Here is a 16,678-nt window from a genome sequence, read left to right on the forward strand (position 1 = left end):
GCTGACGACGTTTCTTGCGAATGAGCGCTTTCCACCGACCAAAGCACAATGAAATTTCACAGTGAGCGTCTTACCAGGGTGCACAGGGGCGGTCAGGCTTGGACCACCTTGTAGACGGCGTTCAGGTACGCCTCGCTGCGCGGAGAACCGAGAAGGCCGCCGCCCATTCTGTTCATCGCGTAGGTGACCGTCATCCGCCGGTCGAGATCCATGACGACCATCGATCCGCCCCAACCGCCCCAGAAGCAGATCCTCTCATCGGGGATGAAGGGGACCGTGGCGGTCTGAGGAAGTCCGTAACCCATGCCGAACCGCAGCGGAACTCCGAGCACACCGTCGGGCCCGTTGCTCTGTTCCTCGAAGATCAGATCGACCGTGTCTTGTGTCAGCAACGTCGTGTCGTCGACTGTCCCGCCGCGCGCAATGACCGACATGATCCGCGCAAGCGATCGGGCATTACCGTGCCCGTTGTAAGCACCGAGATCAGCGCGCCGCCACGCTGCTGTGTTGGCTGCGGCCGCATCGAGTGGCGGGGTGCCCAAAGCCTTGCGGGTCAGATTGTCCTCGGGAAGCGCGGTCAGATCTATCGGAAGCGGCGGCGGCGGAACGACATCGGCGATTCGCGGCCAGTCCGATTCGCGAGCACCGATCTGGAAATCAGCGCCCAGCGGCCCGGCGATCTCGTCCGCGACGAACTGGGCGAGCGTTTTGCCGGATACTCGACGAACAACTTCGCCGAGCAGCTGGCCGAAATTCTGCGCGTGGTACCCGGATGCGGTTCCCGGCTCCCACCACGGCGCCTGGGCGGCCAGACGTGAGCTCGCCAGCTCCCAGTCATAGAGGTCATCGAGGTCGAACGGTTGGTCCCAGCCGGCGACACCGGAAGTGTGTGAAAGCAGATGGCGGAGTTCGATGCGGTCTTTACCGTTGGCTGCGAATTCGGGCCAGTACCTCGCCACCGGCGCGTAGACATCGAGCAGGCCCCGGTCCACCAGCATCAGCACCGCCAGACTCGTGACCGTCTTTGTTGACGACCACACGTTCGTGATGGTGTCAGCGCCCCATGGCCGGGTGCGTTCACCATCACGGAATCCGCCCCAGAGATCGACCAGGACATCACCATTCACGTCGACAACTATCGACGCGCCCAGTTCCTCGCCCGAGGTGAGGTTCTTCTCGAATTCCATTCGGAGCAAGTCGAAGTCGGGGCTACAGTACCCATGCGCGGTCATGACGAAATCCCTTTCGGTTGGTAGCTCGCGTCGCCGAGCAAGGCCGCTACCGCGATAGCAGCCTTGGCTGCATCGGGGCGTTCGCCGGTGATGATGTCGGCATAGACGAACGATTCGGCGATTCGCGCGATGAGGTACGCCAGGTCGTGCGCCGACATCGGGTGGACGAGGTTGCCACGGTCCAGCTCTTGCTGCACCAGACGCTCTGTGGCAGCGATCGTTTCGTGTTGCACCGGGCTGGCCTTCGTGGTGAGGACGCGCAGAGCCCGTTGGGGTTCGCGGCGCAGAAACGCACGAAAGTACGGTGCATCGACGAGCGCCTGGGCGAACCCGCCCGTCGCATCGGCGATCCGCGCAGCACCACGGCGCTTGGTCGCGGCCACAGCGGACCGATATGTCGGCTCGGCCAGCGACCACAGAACGGTCGCCAGCAACTGATCCTGATTGCCAACCCAGCGGAACAGCGTGGACCGGTCGACACCGAGTTCGGCGGCGAGCTTCTGCATGTCGATTCGGTCCCCTTCAAGGAACCGGCGGCGCGCGACGGCGACCGCGTGATCGCGTCCTGGGCCACTGTGACCGGGAACACTCATGGATGCAACATATCGCTTTACGGTGCATCAAATCAAGCAACTGTTGCATCTGCACTTTCTCGACTCGCCCGCTCATCGCCCGGCGCCGCCCCAGCGATGAGGGCGACGTAATATATCGAGCGTGCTAGTCTTTAGCGCGTAAGCAAATGGCCTACTAGAAAAGTGGTGGACAGTGTCGCAGGCGTCTCGTGGCGACTTGGGTAAACAGCTTTCGTTTGCGCTGTACGGGGCCGCCAACCGGATGATCCGCCAGCACAAGCCGTTCCTCGAACCGCTGGGCTTGACGTTTCCTCAGTACCTCGTGGTACTGGCGCTACTGGATGGCGCACCGCTTCCGGTCGGCGCCTTGGGCGCGCGCCTGGACATGGACACGGGCACGATCACGCCGTTGGTCAAGCGACTGGAGGCCATCGGAATGGTGACGCGGACACGGGACATAGCCGACGAGCGGAGGGTGTTCGTCGATCTGACGGCCCATGGCCGCGCGCTCGAACCCGAGATCCGAGGCGTCACTGATCAAATCAAATCAGCCTGTCAGCTCACCGACACGGGCATCGACGAACTCCGGCGCACGCTCGAAGGACTCGCACACCCTGCGGTCGACTAGACCAGGCACACAAAGGGAATCACTATGAAGATCGGAATCATCGGCGTCGGCCACATCGGCAAGACGCTCAGCCAGAGGCTCGCCGGCGCAGGGCACGACGTCAAGGTGGCCAACTCACGCGGCCCGGAAACTATTGAGGCCGACGCGCTGCGGACTGGAGCACGGGCGGTACCGGCATCGGACGCCGCAAAAGACGTCGACGTCGTGATCCTCTCCGTCCCCCTCAACCGCATACCCAGCATCGCGCCGGTCTTGGATGGGGCGTCAGCCGACACCGTCGTCATCGACACATCCAACTACTACCCGGCGCGGGACTCCCGGATCCGGGCCATCGAGGACGGCCAGATCGAAAGCCTCTGGGTTGCCGAACAACTCGGCCGTCCAGTGGTCAAGGCATGGAACGCCATCGGATCAGGATCGTTCGCCAACAAAAGCACGCCGCCGGGGACGCCGGGCCGCATAGCGATCCCCGTCGCAGCCGATGACGCCACGTCGCGGGCTCTGGGCATCGCCCTCGTCGAGGAAACGGGCTTCGACGGGTTCGACGCCGGCGGGCTAGACCAGTCATGGCGCCAGCAGCCCGGAGCGCCCGCCTATTGCACCGACCTGACCAGCGATGAGATGCCGTCCGCGCTCGCGAGGGCCGACGCTGCGAGATCCCCGAAACGCCGCGACATCGGCATGGCCGCCGTCGCTGAACGATTCGGCGCGGACGGAACCAACCCGGACGACGACTATGGCGTTCGCCTGAATCGCGTCCTCAACATGTGACGGCAACTTCGCACTTCCTTTCCATCTGCACAGCCCCGGTCCGCGTGGCGAAACCGCGTGCGGCAGCGCTGTCGCAGTCGTCTCTCAGAACGGAAAATCATGCACTCCAACGATTCAGGCACCGCGGCACCGCACGATGCGGCCGGCAAACCCGACCTCGGGAAGTTCGGCGTGTGGACGACCAATCCGGTCTCCCCGGAGGTCGCCGCTGAGATCGAAAAGCTGGGCTATGGGGCGGTGTGGGTCAGTAGCAGCGCACCCGACGACCTTTCCTGGGTGGATCCCATCTTCGATCGGACCAGCACGTTGAAGGCCGCCACCGGCATCATCAACATCTGGAGATCTCCGGCCGGGCCCGTCGCAGAGGCGTTCCACCGCCTCGAACACAATCACCCCGGGCGGTTCGTGCTCGGCATCGGCGCAGGGCACCGTGAAGCCATCACGCAGTGGGAGAAGCCCTTCGACGCACTCAACGCCTACCTCGACGACCTGGACCGCTACGGCGTGCCCGCAGACCGCCGCGTCCTTGCCGCACTCGGCGACGGAATCCTGAAGCTGTCCGCACGGCGCGCGGCCGGCGCGCACCCATACCTCACCACCCCTGAGCACACTGCGCGGGCGCGCGAGGTTATGGGGCCGGCCGCCTTCCTGGCGCCGGAGCAAAAAATTGTGGTGTCCGAAGACATCACAGAGGCCCGCGCATCGGGCCGCGCGGCACTCGACCTCTATCTCGGTCTGGCGAACTATCGCAACAGTTGGAAACGAATCGGCTTCTCCGACAACGATGTCGCCAAACCAGGAAGCGATGCACTGGTTGATGCCGTCATCGCTTACGGCACCGCCGATCGGATTGCCCAGCGCCTCCATCAGCACAGTGCCGCCGGCGCGGATCACGTCGCCATTCAGGTCATCGGCGCCACGGAACCGCTGCCGGCATTGACGACTTTGGCTTCGGCACTGGACCTCTCGCCAAACACCCACCCCTTGCACTCATCTGGTCATATCCCGAATGGTGCGGCATAGCGGACGGTGCCGCTCGGCAGCTGATCGGAGTCGAGGCTGAGCGCCATCAATGCGTCGTCGGGGGACATCGATGCTCAGTCGGATCCCGTACTGCGATGCGCGGCTGAACCCGAACCGTGGGTAGCGCACGTACTCAAACAATCGTCTCCATTCATGGTGCGAAGACAATCGGCCGGCCTGCGGCCACGGATCCCGTTGATAGGCCGGCTGTTTGACCGGCAGGTGCTCCGAGGACCGTCTAGACGAGTGTGAACGGAGTCGGTGGATGGCCAAGCCAGATATGCCGCGACTTTTCCTCCGGATAGGTAGTGGTGGTGGACGGTGCCGCTAGGACTCGGGTCGGTCGCTGGTCTGTGCTGTAGCGGGTCCATCCAGGTTGGCCTTCGATGATGAATCGCACCCATGCCTGGTGAAGTTCGTCCGCCACCGCAAGGGCATCGGCCGTGGGGTGGTCTCCGAAGAACAGTCGGCCGGTGGGACTGTCGAGGGTGGAGAAGGCCAGTGGGACGTCGATGCTGTGACACGCGCCGAACTGCTCTGTGGCGTAGCAGAGTTCGAAGAGGAAGGTGCTGCCACCTGCCTCGGCGTTTGCTTCCGCCAGCAGAAGCGACGGCATGCGGAAGGTGGCATCCGAGTACACGATTTCCACGAGTTCCTCCGGGCCGGCGTCGGGATAGGCGCAACGGTATGCGTCTGGACCGTCCGGAGGCGGCGCGAAGACTTCCAACGCCGTGCACGCGTCGTCGTCGGTGAAGGTGCCCCGGACGCCCATCATGACGCTGAAGAGTCGGAATTCGTCACGAGTATGGCCGACGAGGAGATCGATCCCTTCGGCACGACCGTGAGTGAGGGCGGCCCACGGGGTCTCGTCGAGGAGTTCTCCATCGATCACTGGGCAGACGACGATGCCCAGGTGCGCCAGGCGGCCCCAGCGTTCGCGATAGGAGGGCATTTCCAGGCACAGCGCGGTGACCTCGTCAGCCAGCCGCTGCGGAGCGACGGTAGAGAGCCCCTGCGCTGTGGGTGGGACACCCAGCCGATTGGCGAGCGTAGCGGTCACCTCCTCGGCCAGTGCTGGCGTGCAGTGCAATCCGGGAACCGACTGGGTGATGGCCCGCTGAAACAGCGAGCGCGCGCGGGGGACCGCGAGAAGTGCGGCAACTGACCCAGCTCCGCCGGATACCCCCGCGACGGTGACACGGCTCGGGTCTCCGCCGAAGTTGGCGATGTTGTGCTGGACCCATTCCAATGCCGCGATTTGATCGAGCAGGCCGCGATTCGACGGGGCACCGTCGAGTAGGGCGAAACCTTCGGCGCCCATCCGACATTGGACGATGACTACGACGATGCCGGCGTCAGCCAGGGCTGTGGGATCGGTCATCGGATCGGCTGCGGTGCCGGCCATGTAGCCGCCGCAGCACAGCCACACCAACACCGGCAACCCCGTCGTGGCGGGGTCCGGCGTGCACACGTTGAGTGTCAGCCAGTCTGTGTCTGGCGACGGGTCCGCCTGCGGGCCTGGGCCCGACTGCGGTGGAGGCGGACCGAATTCGACCGCGGGCCGGACGCCCTCCCACGCGGCGACAGGCAGGGGAGCCGCGAAACGCAGCGCACCGACCGGGGGCTGGGCGTACGAGACGCCACGGAAGACTGCGTTGCCCCGCCGTAGGCGACCCTCAACGATCCCCTGCTGTGTGCGCACTCGCGGATGTCCGTGCATGCCTGCTCCCATCTGTTCGATGCGCCTCGACGTTAACCATCCACATGTATTATTACAACCGTATTGGAACGGCGAAAGGCAACAAGTGCCGAAACAGGTCGATCACCAGGAGCGTCGCGAAACGATCGCTCGCGCACTGTGGCGCGTGGTGGATCAACGCGGAGTTTTGCGCCTGAGTCTGCGTGAGGTCGCGACGGAGGCCGGGATGTCGCACGGCCAGCTTCAGCATTACTTCGCGAGTCGTCAGGAGCTGCTTTCGTTCGCGATGGACTTCGCTGCCGAACAGACTGCTCAGCGAGTGGCACGTGGCCTGCAGGAGCTCGGCGCGGAGCCGCACCCCCGAGACGTCCTCCGATTGACGCTCGTCGAAATGCTGCCGCTGCACGACGATGCGCGCGCGACGAGCCGAATGAATGCCGCCTACGTTCTGGAGGCCCTGCACGACAACACAATTCGCGATCGAACGCGCGAGGGCTTACGTCAGGGACGGGAACAGGTCAAAGTACTCATCGCCCAAGCGATCGCTGACGGAAAGATCGCTCGCGATCGCGACGCGAACACAGAGACCGACCGCGTCCTTGCGTTGACCGGCCTGACGCCCCTTCTCGACCTGGAGGTCATCGATCCCGGGGAGGCCCTCGCCGCAATCGAGCAGCATCTCGACGAACTCTTCACGTCGTAGAGAATCAGGAGTCGCCGCCGTCATTCCGCTGCCGAGGGCTCCGTCGTTGCCGTTGTCTCGATGGGCAGGCGATCATTTCGCTTCGTCGACCAGCTTGTCCAGAAGCGGTGTCAGCCTGAAGTCGACGAGCTTGCGCATGACCAGCGAGGTGTTGGTCTGCTCGACACCGTCGATGTCGAGTATCCGGCCGGCCACCCGGTAGAGATCGTCTGCCTCACGGGCGACCACGTGAATCAACAGATCGGTAGCACCGCCTAGTCCCTGCACTTCGACCACTTCGGGAATCTGCTCCAGCGCTCGGGCGATGGCAGCGAGCTTGCGCTGCGTGACGCGCGTCAGGATGAACGCGGTCAAGGGGTAACCCAGCGTGGCGGGATCGATGCGTCTCTCGAACGAGCGCAGGACGCCCAAGCGTTCCAACTTGTTGATGCGTGCCTGGACAGTGTTGCGCGAGAGCCGGGTCTTGTCGGCCAATGCGATCACTGTGGCCCGAGGATCGTCGTTGAGCGCCTTGAGGATCCGGGCATCCAAGCCGTCGACTCTGGTTTGCGTGGTCAAAATGACAACCTCCAACTGAATGTCCCAGCATCCTCGTCAGCAAAATGCTCAGTCGATGCGCTTGAGCTTGTTCAAAGTGTAGTTCGATGCTCGACTTGACAGTGAGTTCTGCACCCCAACGGAGCTCCGACGACCGTGTCACCGCGGTCGGCAGCGCCTGCGCTCTCACACGAGCCCGCTTGCTGCGACGCGCCTTCGCCGTGTTCACGACCTGAGCACGGCGAAGGCCGGTCACCCCACAATCTGGAACTCGCATGCAAGGAAACCACTGATGGACCGCTCGCAATCAGTCGATGCCCGGCCTCGTATCGCTGACACGTCAGCAGACGCCACCCTCCGCGAAATCGAAGACCGCGTGTTGTGGCTATCGACGTCGATCATCCACCACGCCAACCGTGTTCGACCTAACCCGACCGGTCTGAAAGTGGGAGGCCATCAGGCGTCGTGCGCCTCCATGACCTCGATCATGACGTCGCTGTGGTTCGAACAGCTTCAACCAGGCGATCGGGTGTCGGTGAAGCCACATGCCTCGCCTGTGCTGCACGGCATCAATTACCTGTTGGGCGAACTCGATCAGAAGTACATGACCACGTTGCGAGAGTTCGGTGGTCTGCAGTCCTATCCGAGCCGATCGAAAGACCCTGATCCCGTTGACTATTCGACAGGATCAGTGGGGATTGGGGCGACTGCGCCGATATGGGGCACGATCGCGCGCCGCTACGTCGATACGCAGATCGGCGCCGCAGGAAAAGGCCGCCAGTACTCGCTGGTGGGTGACGCCGAACTCGATGAGGGGGCGGTGTGGGAAGCCATCCTGGACAACTCCGTCGGCGAGCTGGGCGAGATCGTCTGGATCGTCGACCTCAACCGCCAATCACTCGACCGCGTGGTGCCGAACATCGCCGCTGGACGATTGGAGGCAATGTTCTCGGCCGCCGGATGGCAAGTGATCAATGTGAAGTTCGGCGCCCAGCTTGAGTCATTGTTTGGTCATAGCGGTGGGGCCGCGCTGCGCACCCGCATCCTCGAGATGCCCAACCCCGAGTACCAGCGTCTGCTGCGCTGCTCAGCCGAAGAGCTGCGGGAGAGGCTGCCCGGCAGCGGAATAGGTGCCGATCAGATCTCGACGCTGATCCGCGACCTCGATGAGAGCACGTTGCTGGCCGCGATCCGCAATCTGGGCGGCCACGACCTCGGCGCATTGCGCGCCGCCTTCGCCCAAATCGATGACACCCGTCCGACGGTGATCATCGCCTACACCATCAAAGGTCACCGGCTGCCCACCCAGGGCCATCCCCAGAATCACTCGTCACTACTCACCATCGAGCAGTACGACCAGTTCGCCACGGAACTCGGTATGGACCCGAGCAGTCCTTGGCAGCGTTTCGGCACCGATAGTGCACCCGGAGCGCTCTGCGCCACGACTGCCGAGAGGCTGCGGCGCGAGCCGGCGACACTATCGACTCCGCCCGCCGTGCCGGTTGACACTGGTCGCACTCCCTCGGGCACATCGTCTACCCAGGCGGCCCTGGGCCGGGTTCTGCTCGACCTGAGCCGTCAAGCTCCGGACGCGGCCAAGCGTGTGGTGACGGTGAGCCCCGACGTCAGCTCAACGACGAACCTGGCCGGTTGGCTCAACAAGGTTGGTGTGTGGTCTCCCAACGAACGTCGGAATTGGTTCGACGACGACCCCGAGACGATCATGCACTGGCGCGAGAGACCGACCGGACAGCACATGGAACTCGGTATCGCCGAGACCAATCTTGTCGGCCTGATCGGTGAACTCGGCGCGACGTGGAGCCGGTGGGGCGAACCCCTCTTTCCGATCGGTGTGGTCTACGACCCGTTCGTGGAACGTGCCTTGGAGCCGTGGTCCTACGGCATTTACGCAGGCGGACAGTCGATTCTGGTCGGGACCCCCTCGGGTGTGTCTCTCGCGGCCGAGGGCGGCGCACATCAGTCCATCAAGACGCCGTCGATCGGCCTTGAGCAACCTGGTTGCATCAGTTACGAGCCGGCATTCGCCATCGATGTCGAGTGGACGTTGCTGTCATGCATCAGTCGATTGGGCCGGCCGGATGGCTCGTCATCGTATGTGCGACTTTCCACGCGGCCTGTGGACCAGACTTTGGCATCGGTTCCCGACGACGCCGCCGCCCGAGAACGCCGGAGAAAACAAGTGGTCGCCGGTGCGTACATACTGCGACGAGCCAGTGGCGTACCGCAGGTCACCGTCGTCGGAATGGGAGCGATGATCACCGAATCCCTGCGCGCGGCCGATCGGCTCAGCGATCAGGGCATCGATACCGATGTCATCTGTGCGACCAGCCCTGGCCTGCTCTTCGACGCATTACAAGCTCGCCGCGGGCTTTCCGAAAGCCCCAGCTGGATCCTCGACCAGGTCTTCCCGGCCGATCGCGCCGCCCCTATGGTGACCGTGCTCGACGGGCACCCACATACGTTGGCGTTTCTCACCGGCATCAACAACGTGGCGGGAGCTGCTCTAGGAGTGAGCCGATTCGGACAGGTCGGCTCACTCGACGACGTCTACCGGTATCACGGCATCGACACCGACAGCATTGTCAGCGCAGCACTCGACCTGGCCGAACGGGGCGTGAAATGACTTCTGCCACAGGCATTACCAACGTGGAACTACCCGCCCTTGGTGAGGCGGTCACCGAGGCCACCATCACCCGGTGGCTCAAGGCAGTAGGCGACGAAGTCCAGCATGACGAACCCCTGCTCGAGGTCGCCACCGACAAGGTCGATACCGAAGTCTGCTCTCCCGCAGCCGGGATCCTGGCGCAGATCATTGAACATGAGGACGCCGTGGTCGAGATCGGTGCGGTCATCGCGGTGATCAACGCTGCCGACGGGCCGCCCACCGAGGATACGGCCCATGAGCCACAGAGCGTTCCGAAGGCCGCCGAGCCGGAACCGGAACCGGCGCTCGAACCAGTTGAAACAACAACGGCGCGAGTCGAGAAGCTCTCGCGGATCCGGCGCACAATTGCTCAGCGCATGCTGTCATCACTGCAGACATCGGCACAGTTGACGACGGTGGTCGAAGTCGACCTGACCAACGTCGCGCTGGTGCGCAACCGCAACAAAGCGGAATTCGAGGGCCGGACCGGCCAGAAGCTGTCTTACCTGCCGTTTGTCGTCGGTGCTGCTGTGGAAGGCCTTGCCGCACACCCGGTGATCAACTCTTCATTGAACGCCGACTGCACCGAGGTCACCTATCACAGTGCCGTCCACCTAGGCGTTGCTGTGGACAGTGACAAGGGTCTGATGGTTCCGGTCGTCCGCAACGCGGAGTCAATGACGTTGGCACGCTTGGCAGAAGCGATCGCGGCATCGGCCCTGGCGGTGAGATCGGGGACGGTACGGCCTGACGATCTGTCGGGAGGAACTTTCACGATCACCAACACCGGAAGCCGCGGCGCGCTGTTCGACACCCCGATCATCAATCAACCCCAGTCTGCCATTCTGGGTGTCGGCACGGTGGTCGAACGACTGGTCCCTGGACGCGACGAGCTTGGCAACCTCGTGGTGAAGACCAGTTCGATGGCCTACCTGTCGCTGTCCTACGACCATCGGATCATCGACGGCGCCGACGCCGCACGCTATCTCGGCACCGTGCGCCAGCGCTTGGAGCGTGGCTTCGACGATGCGGACCTTCGATGATCAAGAGACCTGCAAATACCAGGAGATCAGCGCCACGACCTTCAACCATCAACTCGCACAAGATTACTGAATATGGTCGCATGCTCTCGTTCGTGGCTCGATGGGCACCGTTCGACCACGGCGACGAGTACATTCTGCCGGAGTTCGGCATAGCACCGTCGACCTTTTATCGTCGGGTGCTGACGCTCGTTCAGGAAGCACCACCCCAGGCGATGGGCGAATCCGATCGACAACGTGTGATCGGGGTCTGTTTGGCGAAACTCGCCGCTCTTGGCCTTTCCGATCAAACTCGTCCCGCCGGTCCTCCGCCGAGCTCTTGACCACGGAGACCGCATGCCCTCTTGTATGTGAGGCCGCATGGTGCTGAACACGATCGACCGTACCGGGAAGGTGCTCGATCTCTTCACGACTGAGACACCGGAGTGGGGCGTGACCTCGGTAGCTGCTCGGCTGCAGCTACCGAAGTCGACGACCTTCGACATCATGTCCAGTCTCGCAGCGATCGGCCTGCTGCAACAGACTTCAGGCGACCGCTATCGCCTCGGCTGGCGCGTTCTGCTCATCAGTCGTCGGCTCATGAGTTCCAGCTGTTTCAACGCCCATACAAATCGCCGTATGGCAGCGCTCGCCCACCAGCTCTCAGCTGTGGTGACCGTCGGCGCTTGGGATGGCCAAGGCGTGGTCTGCATCGCCAACGCATCCGCAGATCGGACGGATCCGATAGTTACTCGCGGAGTTCACATTTCCGGTCACACTTCGGCACTCGGGAAACTGCTCATGGCGCAGCTACCGTGGTCTGCGGTAGAAGAACTCATCGACCGAAACGGATTGCCAAGGCTCACGGAGAACTCTGTGACCGACGTGAATACCCTTCGTGCGCAGCTGTTCTCCGTTCGCCGCGACGACATCGCGACAGAGCTCGGTGAAACGATCCCGGACCAGTCATGCATTGCCGTAGGCATCCATCAACGTGACCGCCGGCCGATTGCTGCGTTATCGATCAGCGCGCCAACGGAGCGACTGCTGAACCGCAGAGATGAGTACATTCGCATCGCCCGGCGGACGGCGCGTAGCCTCGTCCAGAACGAGAATCCACCGCACTGAACCCTGAAACAGCTTGTCAGCAAGGCATGGTGGCCCTCGGGGCACATGGTGTAGCGGTGTGGGTCGGCCGGGCAAATGAGGTTGCCAGCTCCCTCGGCGCCGTCGACCGCGTCACCGTAGCCAACGTCGGATCATCGTTACGCGCGACACTGAAGCCGGGGACGGCACTTCCATGACTGAAGCACATCACGCTCATCGCTACCGCTGCCGCCACACCCATCACCGCTGACAGCGCCTTGACGCTTCCGGCAATGCGGCCAATAATGCTGGCTCCCATAGTGTTCTCCCATCCAACGTAATAGTGATAGGAGCCACACTGCTCGTAGAACGTGATGCACGTCATTGGCTGTCCGACTATTTCGGATCAGTCTCGTTTTCGCCGTACATGGAAGCAGACGCGCCGGATTTCTTTGCACACCAACATGTCTGACCGGCATCGCCTTGCCGATCCGATACCCGCGACCATTGTGTGTTCGCTATCGCCAACCGTCACTCGGGTTCGGCGACACCGCCGCTCAGGGACCGCTGCAGATGCCGCATCCGCGAAATCCACCCGTCATAGTCCGCGCCTTTGCCGCGGAACATGTCCAGAACCTTCGGGTGGGGTAGAACCATGAAGCGCTCCGCGCGTATGGCACGGATCGTCTCCGCCGCCACCTCCGCTGCGCTGATGACGCTGCCGGACTTGATGATCGACTGCGCACCGATCCGGCTCGACCGGCCTGGGGAGGACCGCACTGCGGCGAGGAGGGGCGTATCGACTCCGAGCGGGCACACACAGCTCACGCCTATTCCATCCTCGCCGTGGGTAATCGCGAGCCATTCAGCGAATCCGATCGCCGCGTGTTTGGTGACCGCGTACCCCGCGGCGCCGAGTTGCGTCAGCAGGCCGGCCGCGGATGCGACCGACACGAAGTAGCCGCTGCCGCGCCTTCGCCATCCCGGTAGCAGCAGCCCGGCGGCATTGATGTGAGCACGCAGGTTGATCGCAAGTACCTTGTCCCAGTCGGCGAAATCACCGAGGCCTGCAGCTCCCATGATGCCGGCGTTGGCGACGAAGATGTCCACGGGGCCGAAGTGCCGTTCAGCTTCAGCGATCAAGCGTGTGATGCCGTCAACGGTGGATGCATCCGCCCGAATGCTCGTCGCCGCGTCGCCGATGATCCTGGCCACGTCGTCAGCGTCACGCTCGTCGATGTCGCCGATGACGACCTGCGCTCCGTTCTTGGCTAGTTCGACGGCCAGTGCCCGGCCGATTCCTGATCCACCGCCGGTGACGACAGCAACTTTGTTCTCGATCTGCACTCTGATCCCATCCCGTCTGTTGATGTCACCGCATCGGCGATGTCGATCTAGCGGGGCAACACGGTGACGGGAATCTCGCCGGAGTGGTATCGCTGCCGCATGAGCTTCTTGTCGTACTTGCCGACGCCTGTGCGCGCGATAGAGCCGACCACGGCCCACCGCTCGGGCAACCACCATCGCTGTACGCGCTCCTCAAGCCAAGCCTTCAGATCTTCGACCTGGAGGGCAGAGCCGGGGCGCAAGGTCACCAACGCGAGGGGTCGCTCATCCCAACGGGTGTCAGGTACGCCGATCACGGCAGCTTCGACCACATCCGGATGACCGACCAGGGTGGTTTCAAGGTGAACGGAGCTGATCCATTCGCCACCGGACTTTATGACGTCTTTGGCTCGGTCGGTGAGCGTCAGGTAGCCGTCTGCACTGATGCGACCGATGTCGCCGGTGTGGAGCCAGAGTTGCCCGTCCGAGTCGGTGGAGAAGCTCTCGGCGTCGATGCCGCCGTAATAGCCGCCGGTGATCCAGGGGCCACACACCTGTACTTCGCCGACCGATCGGCCGTCGCGGGGCAGAACAGCGCCCGTCTCGTCGACGATGCGTCCTTTGGCGCCGAACAGGAATCGGCCCGTGCTGTTGAGCTTTCGCTGCTGATCGGTGGTGATCGCATTGTCGGCAACATCGGCGATGGTCACGATGGGACTGGTTTCGGTCATGCCCCACGCTTGGACCAGTGGCACCGCGAATTCATCGCGATACGCGGCGACAAGGGACGCCGGCACCGCGGCACCGCCGCACAGCACTCGACGCAGCGAGTCGATTCGATGGTCGGGGTTGTCGCGCAGCCACTGCAACATGTCGTTGAAAACCGTAGGGACACCGCCAGACAACGTGACGCCGTGTTTGGCGATCATGTCCACGAGCGTGTCGGACTTGAGGTGGCGGTCCGGCAGTATCAGTGTTGCGCCGGCCATCAGCGACGCATACGGAATGCCCCACGCGTTGACGTGAAACATCGGGACTATGGGAAGCACCCGGTCACGGGAGGAGATTCCGGCAACGTTGGCCGTGCAGACGGCAAGGGCGTGCAGATAGATCGACCGATGGCTGTAGACAACGCCTTTGGGATCCCCAGTGGTTCCGCTGGTGTAGCACATCGCGGCTGCGCTGTGTTCGTCGAGCACCGGCCACGCGAACCTGGTCGGCTGGCTACTGACGAGTTGCTCATAGGCGACGACGTCGGGCACCAGACGTGATACCTCGGCCAGCTGAGCCTCGGTCGGGTCACCGGCGATGACCAGCGCCGCCAGCTCCGGCATCAGCGGCAACGCCGGCATCAACGTGTCGAGCAAACTGGAATCGACGATGACGATCTTGTCGCCGGCATGGGAGGCGATGTAACCGAGTTGATGTGGCGTGAGGCGAATGTTGAGTGTGTGCAGGACCGCGCCAGAACAGGGCGCGGCGAGGTATGCCTCGAGGTGGCGCTGGTTGTTCCACATGAAGGTCGCCACTCGGTCACCGGCTTCGACTCCGAGGCAAGCCAATCCGTTGGCCAGTTGAGCTGCGCGCGTGGCAATCTCAGAGAATGTGGTTGCTTGCACGGCGGTGTTCACACCTGCATAGGTGAGGACCTCTGAATCGCCGAACGTGCCGTCGATTCCGTCAAGGATCGCGGTGAGCGTCAGCGGTACGTTCTGCATGGTGGCATGGATGCCCATGGAAGTGGTCTCTCCGATCGTCTATCGCACTCAAGAAGCGTGAGGTGTCAGCGGGCAGCGGCGGAGAGCCTGCAAGGCTCCGAGGCCGCTGGGGACCCAGAGACGACCAGATCGCACATGGACGTCAGGTATGCGTCCTGTACGCAATCTGCCAAAGTCACTGCGGTGACACCGAGCCCGGTCAGCATCGCGGTGATGCAACCTTCTACCAACTCTGCCTGCGGCACCGAGAACCTCGGCGCCGACGTGATGGGTGACCGCAGGTACACGATGACTCCGCCGCGTGCAGCGACACGTTCGTGACACCTCTCGAATTCGACCCGGCATTCGCAGCCAGAGGCGAGAAGTGGGTCACCATGGACACATTCCGTGACGACATAGACGGGTGGATCGATATCAGGTACCGAGGCGCCCATGAAAACGGTATGCCGAGCGCCCGTCAGCTGGTCTTCGAAGTCGACTGCTCTGAGCGGCCGGCCTGTCATCTGGTCCAGCCGGTTCTGAACCGGCACGACCCGTTTGCGACGTCCATCACCGTGGAAAAGGCGGTGGTGTACGACGCTGTCGATGTGCACCATCGGCAAGCGATGGTTCCGAGCGAACACACTGACTGCGGGTCCCTGCATCAGTTCGCCGCTCTCCCCCAGGAGGGCTGCGGTCAGCCCTACAGGTGGAAGCCCCGCCATCTCACAAAGATCCACCGTCGCCTCTGCGCTTCCCCGGCGCTTGAGCACCCCGCAGCCTGCAACCCTCACTGGGAGAACATGACCGGGCCGCACCAGATCACTCGGCCGGGAGTTGTCGCTTGCCAGAACACGCGCGGTGCGCGCGCGGTCGGTCGCGCTGATGCCGGTACTGATCCCGGACGCGGCGTCAACCGCAACCGCGAACGTGGGCGCTTCCACATTTGAGTCATCGCCTCGGGCCATGGTCGGCAGATCCAGCTCGTCTGCTCGACGTGCGGGCAGCGCAGCACAAATCAGCCCGGAGGTGAACCTCACCAGCCATGCCGTCCATTGCGGCGTGGCATGAGCGGCCGCGATCACTACATCGGCGACGACCTGGTCATCGGTACCGTTGACAACCAGGACCGGGGTCCCAGCGCGCAGAGCCGCAACGGCGCGCTCGATCGCCACCCGAGACACACAGGTGTGCGCCGTCATGAGTCGTGTCCGACCGCAAACGTTCGAAATCTGCTGTCGTGGAAGACAAGCGGCGATGCGTGGAGATCCGCCGCAGCTGCCTTGACTTCGAGAATGACCACATCATGGTCACCGGCGGTAACGGTCGTGGAAATCTCGCAGTCGAGTTGGGCCACCGCGTCCGACAGCAGCACCGCGTCGGATTCAGTGGCGAACCAAGACACTCCGGCAAATCGATCCACGTTCTTCGCCGCAATCTGCCGACACGCGGCTTCATGCCGGGATGCCAGGACGGAGACGCCCAGATGGCGCCCGTCAGCCAGATGCGGCCAAGTCGTCGACGTGTGCTGCACACAGATCGACACCAACGCCGGGTCAATGGATACCGGGGTGAACGAGGTGGCGACAATCCCGACCGGCTGTCCACCACGCAGTGCGCAGACCGCCGCGACGCCGGTTGGATAGCGACCGTAAAGCCTGCGCAGCTTCGCCATATCCCGGTCAGAGTTCCCCGAAGTTACGGGATCGAGGGTAGTCAT

At 63.3% G+C, this 16,678-nt stretch carries 16 protein-coding genes and 2 pseudogenes; 9 read left to right on the plus strand and 9 right to left on the minus strand.

Features of this window, described 5'->3' with window-relative positions:
• Positions 1–92 precede the first annotated feature (92 nt).
• Positions 93–1,232 carry an EstA family serine hydrolase gene (locus tag H977_RS0101690; RefSeq protein ID WP_029106230.1) on the minus strand — a complete coding sequence of 380 codons (1,140 nt, stop codon included), beginning with the start codon at positions 1,230–1,232 and terminating at the stop codon, positions 93–95.
• Positions 1,229–1,825 (minus strand): QsdR family transcriptional regulator, encoded by a 597-nt coding sequence (locus H977_RS32300; protein ID WP_051288538.1) that lies wholly within the window; start codon positions 1,823–1,825, stop codon positions 1,229–1,231. The genes H977_RS0101690 and H977_RS32300 overlap by 4 nt, the downstream gene beginning before the upstream one ends.
• 172 nt (positions 1,826–1,997) lie before the next feature.
• On the opposite strand from H977_RS32300, the gene H977_RS0101705 reads away from it, so the two are divergent.
• The 3 genes from H977_RS0101705 (at position 1,998) to H977_RS32305 (ending at position 4,226) form a co-directional block, all read left to right on the plus strand.
• Positions 1,998–2,432: a MarR family winged helix-turn-helix transcriptional regulator gene (locus H977_RS0101705; protein WP_029106232.1), complete on the plus strand. Its 435-nt coding sequence runs from the start codon at positions 1,998–2,000 to the stop codon at positions 2,430–2,432.
• Positions 2,433–2,456: 24 nt separating this feature from the next.
• The gene (locus tag H977_RS0101710) at positions 2,457–3,203 is read left to right on the plus strand and encodes an NADPH-dependent F420 reductase (RefSeq protein ID WP_029106233.1); all 747 of its coding nucleotides are present in this window, start codon (positions 2,457–2,459) and stop codon (positions 3,201–3,203) included.
• Positions 3,204–3,302: 99 nt separating this feature from the next.
• Complete coding sequence (locus H977_RS32305; RefSeq protein WP_051288540.1) at positions 3,303–4,226, plus strand: LLM class F420-dependent oxidoreductase; 924 nt, start codon at positions 3,303–3,305, stop codon at positions 4,224–4,226.
• On the opposite strand, the pseudogene H977_RS35730 reads toward H977_RS32305, so the two are convergent.
• A pseudogene (locus H977_RS35730) lies at positions 4,202–4,349 on the minus strand (GNAT family N-acetyltransferase); the annotation flags it as partial. The gene H977_RS32305 and the pseudogene H977_RS35730 overlap by 25 nt on opposite strands.
• Positions 4,350–4,464: 115 nt before the next feature.
• Positions 4,465–5,928 (minus strand): carboxylesterase/lipase family protein, encoded by a 1,464-nt coding sequence (locus H977_RS0101720; protein ID WP_231395839.1) that lies wholly within the window; start codon positions 5,926–5,928, stop codon positions 4,465–4,467.
• A 37-nt stretch (positions 5,929–5,965) separates the two neighbouring features.
• Here H977_RS0101720 and H977_RS0101725 point away from each other — a divergent pair, with 37 nt between their 5' ends.
• Positions 5,966–6,628 (plus strand): TetR/AcrR family transcriptional regulator, encoded by a 663-nt coding sequence (locus H977_RS0101725; protein WP_231395840.1) that lies wholly within the window; start codon positions 5,966–5,968, stop codon positions 6,626–6,628.
• 72 nt (positions 6,629–6,700) lie between these two features.
• On the opposite strand, the gene H977_RS0101730 is transcribed toward H977_RS0101725, so the two are convergent.
• On the minus strand, positions 6,701–7,186 hold the full coding sequence (locus tag H977_RS0101730) for an Lrp/AsnC family transcriptional regulator (RefSeq protein ID WP_036474932.1): 486 nt from the start codon (positions 7,184–7,186) through the stop codon (positions 6,701–6,703).
• Positions 7,187–7,457: 271 nt separating this feature from the next.
• Here H977_RS0101730 and H977_RS0101735 point away from each other — a divergent pair, with 271 nt between their 5' ends.
• From H977_RS0101735 to H977_RS0101750, 5 genes and pseudogenes are all read left to right on the plus strand, one after another.
• Entirely contained in the window at positions 7,458–9,809 is a 2,352-nt protein-coding gene (locus tag H977_RS0101735) for a thiamine pyrophosphate-binding protein (protein WP_029106237.1), read from the plus strand.
• Positions 9,806–9,988, plus strand: a pseudogene (locus H977_RS36115) (biotin/lipoyl-containing protein); the annotation flags it as partial. The gene H977_RS0101735 and the pseudogene H977_RS36115, both read left to right, overlap by 4 nt.
• A gap of 54 nt (positions 9,989–10,042) precedes the next feature.
• Complete coding sequence (locus tag H977_RS0101740) at positions 10,043–10,873, plus strand: 2-oxo acid dehydrogenase subunit E2 (RefSeq protein WP_353587194.1); 831 nt, start codon at positions 10,043–10,045, stop codon at positions 10,871–10,873.
• Between the two features lie 80 nt (positions 10,874–10,953).
• Positions 10,954–11,193 carry a hypothetical protein gene (locus H977_RS35125; protein ID WP_155946462.1) on the plus strand — a complete coding sequence of 80 codons (240 nt, stop codon included), beginning with the start codon at positions 10,954–10,956 and terminating at the stop codon, positions 11,191–11,193.
• Positions 11,194–11,230: 37 nt separating this feature from the next.
• A complete protein-coding gene (locus H977_RS0101750) occupies positions 11,231–11,977 on the plus strand; it encodes an IclR family transcriptional regulator (protein WP_029106239.1) in 747 nt (248 codons plus the stop codon).
• A gap of 489 nt (positions 11,978–12,466) precedes the next feature.
• On the opposite strand, the gene H977_RS0101755 is transcribed toward H977_RS0101750, so the two are convergent.
• From H977_RS0101755 to H977_RS0101770, 4 genes are all read right to left on the minus strand, one after another.
• Positions 12,467–13,282: an SDR family oxidoreductase gene (locus H977_RS0101755; RefSeq protein WP_029106240.1), complete on the minus strand. Its 816-nt coding sequence runs from the start codon at positions 13,280–13,282 to the stop codon at positions 12,467–12,469.
• Between the two features lie 47 nt (positions 13,283–13,329).
• Complete coding sequence (locus H977_RS0101760) at positions 13,330–14,979, minus strand: long-chain fatty acid--CoA ligase (RefSeq protein ID WP_029106241.1); 1,650 nt, start codon at positions 14,977–14,979, stop codon at positions 13,330–13,332.
• Between the two features lie 65 nt (positions 14,980–15,044).
• Positions 15,045–16,160, minus strand: a complete 1,116-nt coding sequence (locus tag H977_RS32310; protein ID WP_051288542.1) for a 3,4-dihydroxy-2-butanone-4-phosphate synthase — start codon at positions 16,158–16,160, stop codon at positions 15,045–15,047.
• A complete protein-coding gene (locus tag H977_RS0101770) occupies positions 16,157–16,678 on the minus strand; it encodes a flavin reductase family protein (protein WP_029106242.1) in 522 nt (173 codons plus the stop codon). Before H977_RS0101770 ends, H977_RS32310 begins: the two co-directional genes overlap by 4 nt.

Origin of the sequence: Mycobacterium sp. URHD0025, assembly GCF_000426065.1 — a bacterium.
Classification (GTDB): domain Bacteria; phylum Actinomycetota; class Actinomycetes; order Mycobacteriales; family Mycobacteriaceae; genus Mycobacterium.

Bases quoted from the DNA above. Each gene is read 5' to 3' on its own strand.
- H977_RS0101690 (WP_029106230.1), bottom strand. From the start codon at position 1,232: ATGACCGCGCATGGGTACTGTAGCCCCGACTTCGACTTGCTCCGAATG.
- H977_RS32305 (WP_051288540.1), top strand. From the start codon at position 3,303: ATGCACTCCAACGATTCAGGCACCGCGGCACCGCACGATGCGGCCGGC.
- H977_RS0101760 (WP_029106241.1), bottom strand. From the start codon at position 14,979: ATGCAGAACGTACCGCTGACGCTCACCGCGATCCTTGACGGAATCGAC.
- H977_RS35125 (WP_155946462.1), top strand. From the start codon at position 10,954: ATGCTCTCGTTCGTGGCTCGATGGGCACCGTTCGACCACGGCGACGAG.
- H977_RS0101750 (WP_029106239.1), top strand. From the start codon at position 11,231: ATGGTGCTGAACACGATCGACCGTACCGGGAAGGTGCTCGATCTCTTC.
- H977_RS32300 (WP_051288538.1), bottom strand. From the start codon at position 1,825: ATGAGTGTTCCCGGTCACAGTGGCCCAGGACGCGATCACGCGGTCGCC.
- H977_RS0101770 (WP_029106242.1), bottom strand. From the start codon at position 16,678: ATGACTACCCTCGATCCCGTAACTTCGGGGAACTCTGACCGGGATATG.
- H977_RS0101710 (WP_029106233.1), top strand. From the start codon at position 2,457: ATGAAGATCGGAATCATCGGCGTCGGCCACATCGGCAAGACGCTCAGC.
- H977_RS0101725 (WP_231395840.1), top strand. From the start codon at position 5,966: ATGCGCCTCGACGTTAACCATCCACATGTATTATTACAACCGTATTGG.
- H977_RS32310 (WP_051288542.1), bottom strand. From the start codon at position 16,160: ATGACGGCGCACACCTGTGTGTCTCGGGTGGCGATCGAGCGCGCCGTT.
- H977_RS0101735 (WP_029106237.1), top strand. From the start codon at position 7,458: ATGGACCGCTCGCAATCAGTCGATGCCCGGCCTCGTATCGCTGACACG.